This is a genomic window from Undibacterium sp. Rencai35W (assembly GCF_049340185.1).
Lineage (GTDB): Bacteria > Pseudomonadota > Gammaproteobacteria > Burkholderiales > Burkholderiaceae_D > Undibacterium.
In genome coordinates this window covers 183,578-197,560 of record NZ_JBMPPC010000004.1, presented here as the reverse complement: position 1 = coordinate 197,560, position 13,983 = coordinate 183,578, and the positions used below count along the sequence as shown (strand labels likewise).

Below are 13,983 nucleotides of genomic sequence, written 5' to 3'. Positions count from 1 at the left end.
TACTACTATATCGACTCCAACGCAGCATCTACTTTCTGAAGATTCGCATCCCAGTTGTATCTGGCGATGACTCTGAGGCGTGCTGCTTTTTCTAGCGCTGTATCGGTTTTTTCTAAAGCAACAGATACCGCATGGGCAAAACTGTTTTCGTCTTCTGCCAGAATTAACTCTTCGCCGATGGCGGCATCGATGCCTTCGAGTGCTTGCGGTGACACAATGACGGCTTTTGCCATTGCCATTGCTTCCAGCACTTTATTTTGTATCCCGCGGGCGATACGTAAAGGGGCAACGGCAACTTTAGCGTGAGCGAGATAAGGCCTGACATCTGGCACAGAGCCGGTGACCCGCACGCCCGGTAATTGCGCCAGAGCTTTCACCTGCTCGGCCGGTCGGGTGCCGACGATATAGAACAGGGCATCGGGATGTTTATGTCGAATCAGTGGAAAAATTGCTTGCGTAAACCATGTCACAGCATCGATGTTCGGCCAGTAATCCATTGCGCCGGTAAATACGATAACCAGATCTTGCGCGTGGTATGGATTATCCAGAGCATGTTCAGGTGAAAAATACTCCGTATCGACACCGTTATTGAAGAAGCCGATTTTATCTGTGCTCTCAGGAGCTAGTTGCCGGAACAGATCAGCTTCTGCCTCCGATACGAATAAGGACGCATCACATTCGCGTGCGATACGGCGCTCATAATGCAATAGACAGCGCCCCTCACGCCGGTATAGCCAGTTCATTGGGAAGCTTTTTTTCTCTGCGTATTGCCGCCATTTATCAGAGTCAATATCGACGAAATCAATGACACGCGTGAGCGTTGACATCTGTTCGACAAACTGTGCCATCACGGAAGAAAATACGACAAGCTTGTCGATTTGATGCTTGCTGACGGTCGTATTGACCCAGTCTTGCATGGCTTTGCTACGGTAATAATCGAGCGACAAAGGACGGTCGCTTAATAATGCAGTCAGGCTGGCGATTTTTGCAGTAGCTGGATTCAGTCTCTCGAAATGGGTGTCGTCACACCATTGTCTGACCGTTTCAATATGCTGTATGTCGTTAGCGTCATCAACGAAGCAAGCAAGATGAATCTGATATTTTTTCGCCAGATGCTTGAGCAAATGATACGACCGAATCTTATCGCCCTTATTTGGCGGAAATGGAATCCGGTGCACCAACAATAGCAAAGCTTGTTTGGGGTTTTGTGTCATGGGACGATTAACCCAGGTTCTTGACGATGTGGGGACCGATGAGATTTGCCAGGGCAAGCGGCATTTTTTGCCACATCTTGATAAATAGCTGGTATTTCGGGTTCAGTGGATTGTTATCCGGCAAAGATGCTGCGCTATGCAGCTGGTATTCATAATGCAGTGCTTGCGGTTCAAAGCCCCAATTTTTTTTGAAATCAAAGGCACCTGTTCCTAATTTGCTACGGCCAAAATCAAATACTTTATACGATCTGGCACAAGCTCTGCGCATCAATTCCCAATACATGAAATCATTACCGGCAACATCTCTTGCCTCATGCGTGCCGCCGCCATAATACGGTAAGACTTCATCACGGAAATAGAAGCTCATGACGCTGGCGACAGTTGTTCCTTGTGGACTGACGATAGTCATAATTTCGCAGTCATCACCAAAGGTTTGTTTTAACAGACGGAAAAATTTCTTTGAAAAGACCGGCGTGCCAAGCCGATGCACACTGGTGGAGTATGCGTAAAAAAAACGATCAATCTCCTGATCAATTTCGCTGACCAAGCCAGCCTTAATACCCTTGCGCACCATTGCACGCTGCTTGCGCGGTATGGCTAGCATATTTGTTTCTTCGTCGGGATCAATCGCTTTACGGAAAGTGACATACAGCTCTTTGCTATGCCAGTCTTTTTCTTGTGGCGTGATACTGCGGTACTCGAGGTGACCTACTTTTAGTGTTTTTGCCAAGGCCTGTGCCGCCTGGCTCAGCAAACTCTTGGCTTCGGCAGATATGGCCGCGACACCGCCATATACGCAAAAGGGCAGGGCGACTAGTGAATGGCCGAATAAGCTGCTCTTGATTTCTGCAAGCGGCAAAACACCGAGAATTTCACCATGTGCTTCTGCGTAATAAAACCAGGTACGGTGGCCAAATGCTTTTTCAATGACAGGCTGCCAGCCAGCACGGTGAAAAAAAGTCGCATCTGGACATCGCACCACAAAGGCATCCCAGCGGGCGTAATCTTGTGGTTGCAGCAGCTTGAGAGAAATCTGGGCAGGCGCGGAGGCGGGTAAAGTCATGGCAGCCGGATTGGCCGTCAATGTGTCAGTCATGGAATTCATGTGTTGGGTAAAAAGATACGGTCCATGCGATCCCATTGGAAATCTTTGGTCAAGGCTTTGAGACGATTTTCGGTTCTATCTAGATTCACGTAGTGACGGAAGCGAGTTTTCCAGCCTATATTTTCCTGACGCGGCTGCTCAGGATCTACTTCCCATGGATGGAAGTAGAAAATGCCGGATTGCTTATCTTGTTGATTCACACGTCGTAACAACCAGCGAGAGAGCTGGTACGGAAACAGACGGAAATAACCGCCGCCGCCAGCAGGAAAATTTTTCTGCATGAAACGTACCGTGGTAATCGGCAATTCCAGTAAGCCATCCTGGCCGTTAGGATAAAAACTAAAACGTGGCGCACTCGGCATGCCGTAATGATCATGCTGAATAGGATAGATGCTGGAGCTGTAGCGATAGCCCGTATTCAATAAAACATCCAGGGCCCACAGATTTTGGGTGCCGATAGAAAAACTTGGGGCGCGGTAGCCCAGCACTGCTTGTCCACCCAGATCTTCGAGAATTTTTTTACTGCTGCTGACATCTTCCCGGAACTCATCCGGTGTCTGATCTGACGCACGTAAATGGCCATATCCATGACTGGCTAGCTCATGTCCTTCCGCCACAATTCGTTTGACTAATGCTGGATAGCGCTCAGCAATCCAGCCAAGGGTGAAAAATGTAGCCTTGACTTGAGACGCGCTCAGCAGTGCAAGGATGCAGTCGATGTTCCGCTCAACCCTGCATGGCAAGTTAGTCCAGCTATCACGCGAAATATGAGGCGCAAATGCCGAGACCTGGAAATAATCTTCCACATCAATGGTCATGGCATTACGGATAGGCGGGCTGTTAACCTGTGCTGGGGCAATGATGGACATGGTGACCTTATGATGACTGAGCCGTTACAGGAATGGCGATGCCAAGCTGGGTCGCAATGACTGCTGCGATGCGGTCGGACGCGTGACCGTCCCAGAATTGCGGAATACGACCACCCTTACCGCCGGTATGCATGACATCCTGAAAAATTTCCATGATCTTTTTCGGATCTTGTCCTGCAATGGTATTGCTACCTTCTTCTACGGTAATCGGACGTTCGGTATTGTTGCGCAGCGTGATGCAAGGCACGCCCAGTGCCGTCGTCTCTTCCTGTATACCACCAGAATCGGTTAACACCAGCTTCGCCTCTTTCATCAGACCGAGCATTTCCAGATAACCCATGGGTGGTAGCAAGAGGATGTTTGGCGTAGTTAATTTTTTATCCAGGCCAAATTTCTCCAGCATCGATTTGGTACGAGGATGCACAGGAAAAATAACGGGGACTTGTTCACTGATACTGATAATTGTCGTGATGAGTTCGCTCAAGATCGCCTGATCGTCGACGTTCGACGGACGATGCATGGTGACCACGACAAAACCTTTTCCCCCATCCAGAAAGTGAGGATTGCCAGCGTCTGCAGCAATCTGAGCCGGAGCAATGGCACGGCTCAAGTTATTACGCAGCGTATCGATCATGACGTTGCCGACAAAATGTATGCGGCTATCGGCAACGCCCTCGCGCAGTAAATTATCTTTGCCACTAGGTTCCGTTGTGAATAACAAATCAGAGATCTGATCAGTCAATACGCGATTGATTTCCTCTGGCATACCACGATCCCAGCTACGCAAGCCAGCTTCCACATGGATGACTGGTACGCCCTTTTTTGTCGCTACCAGCGCGCAAGCGATGGTGGAGTTCACGTCGCCTACAACTAATACTGCTGCAGGTAAATTTTCACCCATTGCCGTCTCAAAACGGCACATGACTTCCGCAGTTTGTACGGCGTGACTGCCTGAACCTACTTCTAAATTAATATCTGGTGAAGGAATGCCAAGAGCTTCAAAATATTGCTCATTCATGGCAACGTCGTAATGCTGACCTGTATGGAGCAGTGTGACTTTCAGATGCGGTTTTAATGCGTTGAGCGCGACCATGATCGGCGCGATCTTCATAAAATTTGGACGAGCGCCCACCACGCAGATAATCTCGCTTGGTCCATGTTGATTTGGGCTTAAAACCTGCATTAATTTTCCTTCTCGGAGTAGTTATTTGCTTTATTACTAGGAAGCATTTTTTTCAGGGCATCAATCACGGATAAAATGGATCGTTCCATTTTTGCCATTCTGTCGTCCATATGTTCCAGATTTATATTCGGTAAATCTTTCAAGCCTGTGACTTGATTGCCTGTTTCAAGATGGGAGGGTGGCAGCTGGAACTCTTGCTTGATATCCGCAATTACCTGATTTACCTCAATCTCACCAAAGTGATGTAACTCTTCTAGGTAGCCCATCAAAAACAGGCGGTCGCAGAGCGCATTGATTTTTCTGGGGATGCCGTTGGTGTAAGCAAAAATCGCAGCGAACGCTTCTGTATTGATGACAGGATCGCCTTTCCATCCCACCGTATGCAACCTGTGCTCGATGTAAGCGCGCGTATCAATCAGATCGAGCGGGCCAAGATGGTAGCTGGCAATAACGCGTTGTAATAGCTGTTGCATGTCTTCGCTCAGCAGGGTACGACGGAATTCCGGCTGCCCTAATAAAAACGTCTGCAACAATGATTTATCTGCGGTCTGAAAATTTGAAAGCATGCGCAGTTCTTCGACCGCGCGCGGCGTCAGATTTTGTGCCTCATCGACGACCAGTAAAGCACGTTTTCCCTGCACATCACACTGACGTAAATATTGCTCAAGGCGAGTCAATAATGTCGCTTTGCTGGCGTTTTCATACTCCACACCAAATGCCGCAGCTACAAGACGTAAAATATCGTCCGAGCCTACGTGAGTGTTCACAATTTGCGCGGCTTGGATTTTGTCAGATTCTAATTCGTTAAATAAATTACGCATCAGCGTCGTCTTGCCTGCCCCGACTTCACCGGTAATGACAATAAAACCTTCGCCCTGCGATATCCCGTATTCGAGATATGCCATCGCACGTTTATGACCTTTGCTGCCAAAGAAAAAACGTGGATCGGGCTTTAACTGAAATGGTTTCGCATTGAAACCGTAGTAGGACTCGTACATCTCTTCATCAACTCCGCTAGAACCCTAGCAACAAGAATAAGGTGACGGCATTTTCATTAAAATTGCCAGCCCCATTGGCGAGATTCGATTGCTTCTCTACTCGCCGTACTTCAACCGTTGCTCTTAATTTGGTTTGTAATTGGCGCGAGATAGATGCTCTCGCGGTTTTGGTATTGTCTTTAATACCGGTGTTGGCCGAAACAGTTTGCGTATAGCCAGTGCTGAGGTTGGCACTGGTTCTTGGTGACCATTGCCAGTTCCACAGTGCATTGACACCCGTTTGTCTGACTTTTTCTAATAAAGCAGGATTGGAAATACCCAGCAGCAGGATATCAGCCTGGCTTGCTGATTGTGCCTCTCTCTTGACGTTCAATGCGCTCAGCAGAACAGTATTTTGCGCACCGGTAAACGCGACGGATGCTTGCAAGTTTTTTTGGAGGAACACACGATTGGTCACCGTATTAAAGGGCTGCGCAAGTGCTGAGGGCAAATTGGTATCACGGATAAAATTATCAACTAGTTGTTGCCGCGTATTGTTATCTGGAATACTTGCTTTCCATAATTGATTCAAAAATGCGGATGTATCGTTGGTCGCGGGTATCAGATATTGGCCACGGGTTGTTGTAATATCTTCGTTATAGCCCAGACTCCAGACACTGGCACGAGCTCTTTCGCTAATGGTTGCGGAATAAGTAGAGCCGTAAAAACGCTTACCTGCACTGAAGGCGAAACGTGTTCTTTCTGTTGGCGTCCAGGAGAATCCGGTCGTCCAGAAAATTCCCGAAGGTTTTTCACCTACTGCTACATAACTATTATTTTCATATCCTGTCGTTGCCGTCAGACTAAACAGTGAAGAGAGGGCGTAGCTGGCGTTAACGGTTGATGTCTGGAACTCGACGTCTGCCTGATTGGGATAATGAATTTTTTGATCGGCGAATTGAAATCCCCAGCTAATAGTTTTATAGGCTGAGCCACTCTTCAGGTCGAATAGAATTTTATCGCCAGTGCTATCAAACACATTTTGCGAACTGGTTTTTACTGAGTCGCGTGTGTAGCGCAATTCTGCGGTGAATTCAGGGGAGAAATTTTTCCGGAGATATGGGGAAACGCTATAAGTCCTTACTTCAGTCCGGTTAGCTGACAGATTGAGATTGCTGGTTGCCTGATCTGTAAATGGATTGACACTCTGCTGACTAATATTCGCAATACCGTCTAAAAAAAAAAGATCTTTGATCAGCTCGCTATTGGCGTTGGCGTTGAGTAGATGACTGGTTTTAATACCATTGTTATTCCCTGAGTAGTACAGATTCTGCATCACATAGTCTGCACGGAAGCGCAATTGCGCTCCGGTTGCTGTGAGACTCAGACTAGGGGCGACTTGCGTGATGTATGAACTTTCTGCGACGGGAGTCAGTTTGACGTTGTCTGTATAACTCTCACTTACATTGATTGACGGTATTACTTTCCATTCCGCCGCAGATACGCTGCCAGCAGACGCCATACCTAGCAAAGGGATGATCGACGTCAGTCCCAGTGCAAGAGGACGAGTTTGCCAGTGCGCCATCGTCTTAGCCGTAGTACTGGCCATAGTAATCCCCGTTTGAGAATGCTCTAGCTTTGTTATAAATTAAATTCACATTGGCTTTCGATTTCAACTGACGCAATACTTCTTTGACGGTATGTTGCGTCGTTGCTTCTGCCTCAACAACCAGGACGATTTGCCCCATTTGATTCGCAAGAACTCTTGCTTCGGTTGTTAGCAGTAAAGGAGGGGAATCGAAAATAACAATACGATCGGGGTAGCGATTGGCGATCTCTGACAGCAAGCTACTCATCCCCTGACTTGCCAATAATTCTGTCGCACGTTTGTGGCTATTACCGGCCCTCAGAAGACTTAAGGTATCGATATTGGTTCTCAGCATGGCATCGGCAAGATCGAGTTTGTCATCAAGCAGTACATCCATCAGGCCAATTTCTGAGCTGGTATCGCCCGGAAGTAAATTCAAATATCTTGGTACAGAAGGGCGGGCTACGTCGGCATCGACTAAGAGCACCGTGTGATCCAGCTCCATAGCAATACTGATGGCGAGATTGACAGCGCAAAAAGTTTTTCCCTCGCCTGGCAATGAGCTGGTCACCATGATGAGATTGCCATGATGCAGAGGGCCTTTTTTCTGATTGAATGCTTTTTCAATCAAGGGGCGCTTGATTAAGCGAAATTCTTCTGCAATCGCCGTACGTTCTGCATCGGGTGTCACCATGCCTAAGCGGTGTAACTGTGCGATGTCAATTTCTACTTTGCGCTGACTGTTTTTCCCAAGTACATCGGCTGAGAGTGTTGGCGCGTTATTCGCACCAGCCGTACTTGTAGTAGTTAATGCAGTAGCCGTTGCTGCTGACGTTGGAGTAACGGTCGCTGCAACTGGGGCTTGTACTGACTTGGTGGACAACTCTTGTGCGACAACCGGAGCGACGGGCGCAACGATCACCTGAGGAGCCGGTTCTGCAGGCACCTCAGCGGTGTGTGCTGCAATTCCTTTGCCCTGCTCTAGTCTACCAACCGCTTTTTCAATAATGCTCACGCTAACTCCAAGTAGATTCGTATTTCCGACTGCCAGACGATCAACAAATATTTTTTATACTAATAATGTTATTGCTTGATGTACATGAACGACATCACTCCGGCGTAGAACACCAGTAATACAAAGGAGGAAGCGGCGAAGCCATACAAACTTTGTTTTTGACGTCTTTTCTCGCTCTCAGTCCAATTCATCGACACTGTACCGAGAATTGGCAAGCCTGTGATTTCCAGCAGATCAATGTGCGTGAGGAATGTAGGGCGTATCTTGCTCATCAGGACGGCACCTGCCAGGCCAATAGCGATTGCTGCAGCAAATACCATAGACAGCAGTCGAATCCGATGTGGACCAACAGGTGTCAGAGGCGCTGTTGGCGGATCTACAACCCTGAACGTCATCATTTCTGTCGTGGTACTCAAATCGCCGGATAATTTGGCTGATTCACGGCTTGCCACCAGTTTTTCGTAATTTTCTTTATTGATCTGATAATCACGATTTAACTGGGACAACTGAGATTCGATTTCAGGTGCGGCAATACTGAGAGTTTTTAATTTTGAGCTACGGTTTGAATATTCATCAACGCGTGCTCTCATTGAGGCAACGCGAGCCTCGGCTGCAGACAGAGAAATTTTTAGTTGCTGCAATAAAGGATTTGACGCAACCAACTCTGACTCAGGCTTGCGAACTTTCGCTTCTTCCGCTTTCTTTACTTCTAGCTGCGCAATTAATCTTTTGGTCGACACGATATCTGGATGTTGGTCCGTGAACTGTAATCGTAAGGAATCCAGGTTTTTGTTCAATGTTTGAATCCGGGCGTCGATTTCGGGGTTGGATACGGTTGCTGTTGCCTGATCGGGTTTCATTGAATTCTCAGTGCTGGCGACTTGCCGTTTGATCGCATCTCGTGCCTGTTCGGCTTCAACTAATTCTAAACGTGCCTGATTCAGGCTTTCGGTCATTTCGGATAGTTTTGTACCCGAGTCACTACCTTGCCGCGGCAGTAAAGTTATATTTTTCAGTTTGAAATCTTTTAAAGCATTTTCTGCTGCGATCAGTTTTTCTTCGTAGATTTTGATCTGGCCATCGATGAATACCACAGCTTTCGTGGAGTCTTGTTTCTTGTCGCCAAAACTACCCTCTACAAAAATAGTCAGGAGCGCCTGAACCACATCCTTCGCTAACTTAGGGCTTTCGTCGTTGTAGGTAATCGTATAAATGTCGTTTTGTACGGTGCCACCGATTTTAATTTTTGCTATTAGATTCTCGATCAGCAATTCACGATCTTTACCAGTATTTGCTTTGATATCGAGATCAACCATGCGCATCACACGTTCGACGTTTGGCCGGCTGAGTAATGTCCGGCTCATGATGGATACCTGTTGCTCGACGTTGGGTACACTCGTCATCCCAGCCAGCAAAGGTTTCAGAATACTTTGAGTATCAACAAATACGCGTGCGGAGGATTGATAATTGTCTGGCAGTGTATAGACAACACCGAACCCGATTGCGGATACCAGCCATGCGATTGTGACCGCATACCAGCGATATTTCCATCCGCCCCTCAGCAGCGATTGTAACTGCGTTAACAGCTCCTCCATCTTGTTGACTTCTCCATATGAGGTGATTTTAGTGGCGATTCGCTATATTACTAACTTACCAGTTTATTACTTGGAAAGGCACGAATATTTTGTGAATCATAATATTATGTAAATGTAAAAAAAACAAGTAAATTCGGTACTTCCTGAATTAAGGTGCCATACTTTTTATGATAATTGCAGAGAAAGCAGAGATAAGCAGAATTACTTGCCATATTTTGCTAAGTGTCGGATTCTAAACACTTTATTTCTATGTGGAAATTAAATGTTTCGTGGGAAATTGTTTAAATTTATACAGAACATTAGTCGAAAGTCGTTCTCTCGTGACGGTCTGTACTATACTTTTGCAAGCAAGCTGATCATTGAAAAATGTGTCAAAATAATTATGTAAAAAAAACAAGTAAATGAGCTTGTTTTGCCATCCGTTGGTGGTAATATCATGCTTTCATGTTAACTTCTGTTGAATGCTAATTTCAGTGAGAAGACATTCAACCATCTCACATAGGGGACTCACGTGAACAAGCTTCAATCAAAAATTTCCAGCTGGCTTTCATGCCTATCCGCAACATTATTCGTTTTAATCGTCAGCGGTTGCGCGACAAATGTCACACCTGCACCAACGGCTGAATCTCAAGCCCCTAATCATGACTACCTTATCGGTGCTGGTGACTCGGTCAATGTCATTGTGTGGCGTAATCCTGAAGTATCGATGGTGGTCTCAGTACGTCCAGACGGTAAAATCACGACACCTCTGGTTGAGGACGTGGTGGCGATTGGTAAAACTTCGACCGAATTAGCCCGTGATATCGAGAAAGCTTTAGCAAAGTTCATTCAGCAACCGGTGGTTACTGTAATTGTGACCGCATTCTCTGGCCCCTATAGCGAACAAATTCGTGTGATAGGACAAGCTGCCAAACCTCAGGCACTGGCTTATCGTAAAGGGATGTCTCTGATGGACGTGGTGATTGCTGTAGGCGGTATTACGGAATTCGCCTCTGGTAACAAAGCAAATATCATCCGTACCATCGATGGTAAGCAGCAAACACTGAATGTGCGTCTGAATGATTTGATTAAAGATGGCGATATCTCTGCCAATGTTCCGGTTCGCCCTGGTGATGTTCTGGTTATCCCACAAAGTTTCTTCTGATCCTGTGCTGTTAAATAAAAAAGCCACTTCGATGAAGTGGCTTTTTTATTGGTGGGTACTATTTATCGCTTTGGTATTTGATGCATCAAAAATTTGATTCAAATACCTTTGCATTTTTTATGTAGGCGATGTGAATAAGGCCTGTTCCTGCTAGCTGGAAAAAGTCATTTAATCTCGTGTGAGTCATGACTTACACATATTCCAACTGCTACATAGTAAGTTCACCGTGTGTGTCAATGAAGAAGGGGAAGTACACGTATCTGCTTGAATCTCAGTGGTATCGAGTTGATTGCTAATTACTCGATACCACTTAGGTGCTTAGAGTTGCTTTAACAGGGCCTTGGCTTCATCTGATTTAGCAAAAATCTTCCCTGGTGCTGTAATAGACTCCAGCTCTTTCTTTGCTTTTGCTTTATCACCTGATTTTACAAGCGCTACAGCGAAGTGATAGCGTATTTCCAATGCATCTGGCTGAAGGGTGCTTGCTTTTTCAAGTAAAGGTAAGGCCCGCGCCGTATTGCCTTGATCCAATAAGATCCACGCAAGTGTGTCCATGATGGCAGGATTGTCACCTGAAAGCTTGTAGGCGCGCTCTGCATACTCAGATGCTTTTTTGTCTTTTTCCTCAGAATAAGCCCAGGCAATATTATTTAATGCAGGAATATTATTCGGATCGCTCTTCAGTATGAGTTGAAACTGTTCTATGGCCGCCGGACGGTTTTTAACCGTGTTCAGTAAGTAGGTGCCTAGGTACAAACGTACACCGAGATCTTCCGGATGGGTTTTTAACCATTGTGCCATGCGGGTATCCGCGTCTTTGGCTTTGGCATCGGCTAGTAAAGCATTATGTAATTTAATGAAAACTGGCCCAGCTGCGTTGATCTTCAACGCCTGTTCATAAGCCTTGACTGCCGGTGCAGACTTCTTCTGCATCAGCAGCGTGTCACCCTCCATCACATAGCCTGCTGGGGATTTTTCCTGCTGTTTCTGTACCTGTCTGGCGATTGCTAGTGCATCGTCAAATTTACCATTTTTAATATGTACACTTGCTAATGCCAGTTCGGCGTCTAGAAATTTATCATCTAATCGCAAGGTCTTTTTCAGCGCATCAACGGCCGAGGTTTCGTTGCCCATTGCCATGTAAGTCGATGCGACCTGATACTGCGCTGCCGCTGATTCTGGCAACAAGACTGTTAGCTTGGTATAGCTATCCAAGGCGCCGGCTTTATCTCCGGTGAGCATTTGAACTTTTGCCAGAAAATTCATTAACTCAGCACTCTTCTGGTTTGTTGATTGCGTCTTTTTGACAAAAGCCAATGCCTTATCTTTATCGCCCATTCGCAAATAGTGCGTCGCTAGCAACTGTACAATTTGCAGGTTGTCAGGATTTTCAGTGTTGGCACGTTCTAGCCAAACTTTCCCTCCTTCGTTGTCTCCGTTGGAGATCGCCAGGCTTGCCAGAGCGGTCATTGCCGGGAGATTTTTTTTGTCTTTTTCTAATAAAGCTTCAAAACGTTTTTTTGCTGCTTCGGGTTTTTTATCCTGAATGTCTAGTCTGGCGAGATTTGCAACGGCAGGGAAAAACGTAGCTTGCAATGAAACTGCTTTTTCAAAACTGAGACGCGCGTTAGCAAGATCTTTCTTATTCAGATAAATACCACCTTTAAGATTTTGAATAAGCGGATTTTCTGGTTGTTCTTTTTCTGTGACTTTGACAGCGGCGAGAGCCTTATCATATTCCTTCAATTTCAAATGAGTCATGATCAAGAGGACGCCTGCTTTAGTCGATTTTTCGTCCAGATTCACCGCTTTTTCCAGTTCCGCAACCGCCTGACCTCCATCGCCCTGACCAAGCTTGCTCATTCCCAGTGCGGTGCGATAGTCACTTTGTTTCGGTGCTAAAGCGCTGGCTTTTTCAAAGTATTCTGATGCTTTGGAGAATTCTCTTGTCATCATGTACGATTCGCCCGCCATTGCCATTAGCTGACTATCATCGGGCGTAATTTTCAGCGCTGTTTCTATGATGGGAATCGCCTCGTGCGGCTGATTACTTTTCAGCAGTGTTGCTGCTAAGAGTTTTTGCGCATAGGCGCTGTTGGGTACTTTGCTGAGATACTTTCTTAAGTCCTGTTCAGACTGCTTAGTCGCACCTAAGGCGTACTGCACAGCCCCAGATAACAATACCGCTGGCATGTAATCCGGAGCGACGCGCATTACCTGCTGCAATGATTCATGTGCTTCTGTATTTTTGTTTTGACTGAAATCCAGCAGGGCTTGTGTGTACATCACCAGAATATTGCCGCCTGATACTTTTTTGGCCGCATCAATGTCTTTTTTTGCTTCTTCGAATTTCTTCAAACCTATTTGCAAGTTTGCCCTTACCAGCAATGCTTGTACATTCTCTGGTTGCAACTTGATTGTTTCACTATAGGCGGCCAGAGCATCGTCAAGCTTGCCCTGTACGCGCATCAGATCACCCTTAAATAACCAGGCAGCGATATTTTGCGGGTTCTTTGTGACTGCGAGATCAGCGTAGGTATTTGTGCTCGCAATATCTTTATTAGCAAACGCCTGTTTGGCCAAACCTATCAGTGCATCAGGATAATTTTCTTTGTCTTTAAGAGCCTGCTCAAATGCCGTCTTTGCCTCAGTCGCTTTTCCCAATGCAAGATAGGCATTTCCTCTTAAGCTCAACAATTGAGCGTCGGTCTTGGATTTGGGATCTTTATCTGTTTCATCAAGTACTTTTTGGAATTGGCCTTGTGCCAGTAAGGCTTTTGCCAGATCCATTACGACTAGGTTTTGACTGATACCAAGACTGATCGCTTTTCTGATTTCTTTTTCCGCAGACAGCGCATCACCAGTTTCGTTGTAAATTGAACCTAATAAAAAACGCACGTCTTTATTGTCAGGATCTTTTTGTAAGGCGTTTTTTAGTTGAATAATGGCAGCTTTGCTGTCACCTTTTTGCTGGTATTGTTTCGCGTCAGCTAATAATTTGTCCGTACTTTGTGTTTTGCTGCATGCGCCTAAGCTTGCGATAAGAACAGCAGATGCGGAGAGCATGGCGATCGATGTGCGTTTGCTTCTGATGCGTGACATATTTTTATCCTTTTAACTCAGAAAACTACTCATGAGGAAATATTTGCGTAATCCGCGAAAAACTTATTTTATTAATGAAAAGTCATTATTTTTTGAGCTTACACCATTTTTGATTTGATTCCCATAGCGAGCAACTGAAATACCATGAGTTCAATATGCGATGTACCTTTTGCGCTTATCCGGCATCGAAA

General features: G+C 46.0%; 10 protein-coding genes. 1 reads left to right on the top strand and 9 read right to left on the bottom strand.

Annotation, left to right across the window (positions count from 1 at the left end; genetic code table 11):
* Positions 1–5: 5 nt before the first annotated feature.
* From ACO0K3_RS10455 to ACO0K3_RS10420, 8 genes are all read right to left on the bottom strand, one after another.
* Positions 6–1,214, bottom strand: a complete 1,209-nt coding sequence (locus tag ACO0K3_RS10455) for a TIGR03087 family PEP-CTERM/XrtA system glycosyltransferase (protein ID WP_422984336.1) — start codon at positions 1,212–1,214, stop codon at positions 6–8.
* 7 nt (positions 1,215–1,221) lie between these two features.
* A complete protein-coding gene (locus tag ACO0K3_RS10450) occupies positions 1,222–2,310 on the bottom strand; it encodes a FemAB family XrtA/PEP-CTERM system-associated protein (RefSeq protein WP_422984334.1) in 1,089 nt (362 codons plus the stop codon).
* Between the two features lie 5 nt (positions 2,311–2,315).
* The gene (locus ACO0K3_RS10445; protein WP_422984332.1) at positions 2,316–3,188 is read right to left on the bottom strand and encodes an XrtA system polysaccharide deacetylase; all 873 of its coding nucleotides are present in this window, start codon (positions 3,186–3,188) and stop codon (positions 2,316–2,318) included.
* A gap of 7 nt (positions 3,189–3,195) precedes the next feature.
* Complete coding sequence (gene wecB, locus ACO0K3_RS10440) at positions 3,196–4,371, bottom strand: non-hydrolyzing UDP-N-acetylglucosamine 2-epimerase (RefSeq protein WP_422984330.1); 1,176 nt, start codon at positions 4,369–4,371, stop codon at positions 3,196–3,198.
* On the bottom strand, positions 4,371–5,369 hold the full coding sequence (locus ACO0K3_RS10435; protein ID WP_422959100.1) for an XrtA/PEP-CTERM system-associated ATPase: 999 nt from the start codon (positions 5,367–5,369) through the stop codon (positions 4,371–4,373). Before ACO0K3_RS10435 ends, wecB begins: the two co-directional genes overlap by 1 nt.
* A gap of 16 nt (positions 5,370–5,385) precedes the next feature.
* A complete protein-coding gene (locus ACO0K3_RS10430) occupies positions 5,386–6,957 on the bottom strand; it encodes a TIGR03016 family PEP-CTERM system-associated outer membrane protein (protein ID WP_422984328.1) in 1,572 nt (523 codons plus the stop codon).
* The gene (locus ACO0K3_RS10425) at positions 6,938–7,951 is read right to left on the bottom strand and encodes an XrtA-associated tyrosine autokinase (RefSeq protein WP_422984326.1); all 1,014 of its coding nucleotides are present in this window, start codon (positions 7,949–7,951) and stop codon (positions 6,938–6,940) included. Before ACO0K3_RS10425 ends, ACO0K3_RS10430 begins: the two co-directional genes overlap by 20 nt.
* Positions 7,952–8,019: 68 nt before the next feature.
* Positions 8,020–9,546, bottom strand: coding sequence for an XrtA system polysaccharide chain length determinant (locus ACO0K3_RS10420; RefSeq protein ID WP_422984324.1), 1,527 nt, complete (start codon positions 9,544–9,546; stop codon positions 8,020–8,022).
* Positions 9,547–10,123: 577 nt separating this feature from the next.
* On the opposite strand from ACO0K3_RS10420, the gene ACO0K3_RS10415 reads away from it, so the two are divergent.
* The gene (locus ACO0K3_RS10415) at positions 10,124–10,690 is read left to right on the top strand and encodes an XrtA/PEP-CTERM system exopolysaccharide export protein (RefSeq protein WP_422959221.1); all 567 of its coding nucleotides are present in this window, start codon (positions 10,124–10,126) and stop codon (positions 10,688–10,690) included.
* 318 nt (positions 10,691–11,008) lie between these two features.
* Here ACO0K3_RS10415 and prsT read toward each other — a convergent pair whose 3' ends face one another.
* Positions 11,009–13,792, bottom strand: coding sequence for an XrtA/PEP-CTERM system TPR-repeat protein PrsT (prsT, locus tag ACO0K3_RS10410; RefSeq protein WP_422984322.1), 2,784 nt, complete (start codon positions 13,790–13,792; stop codon positions 11,009–11,011).
* Between the last annotated feature and the right edge of the window lie 191 nt (positions 13,793–13,983).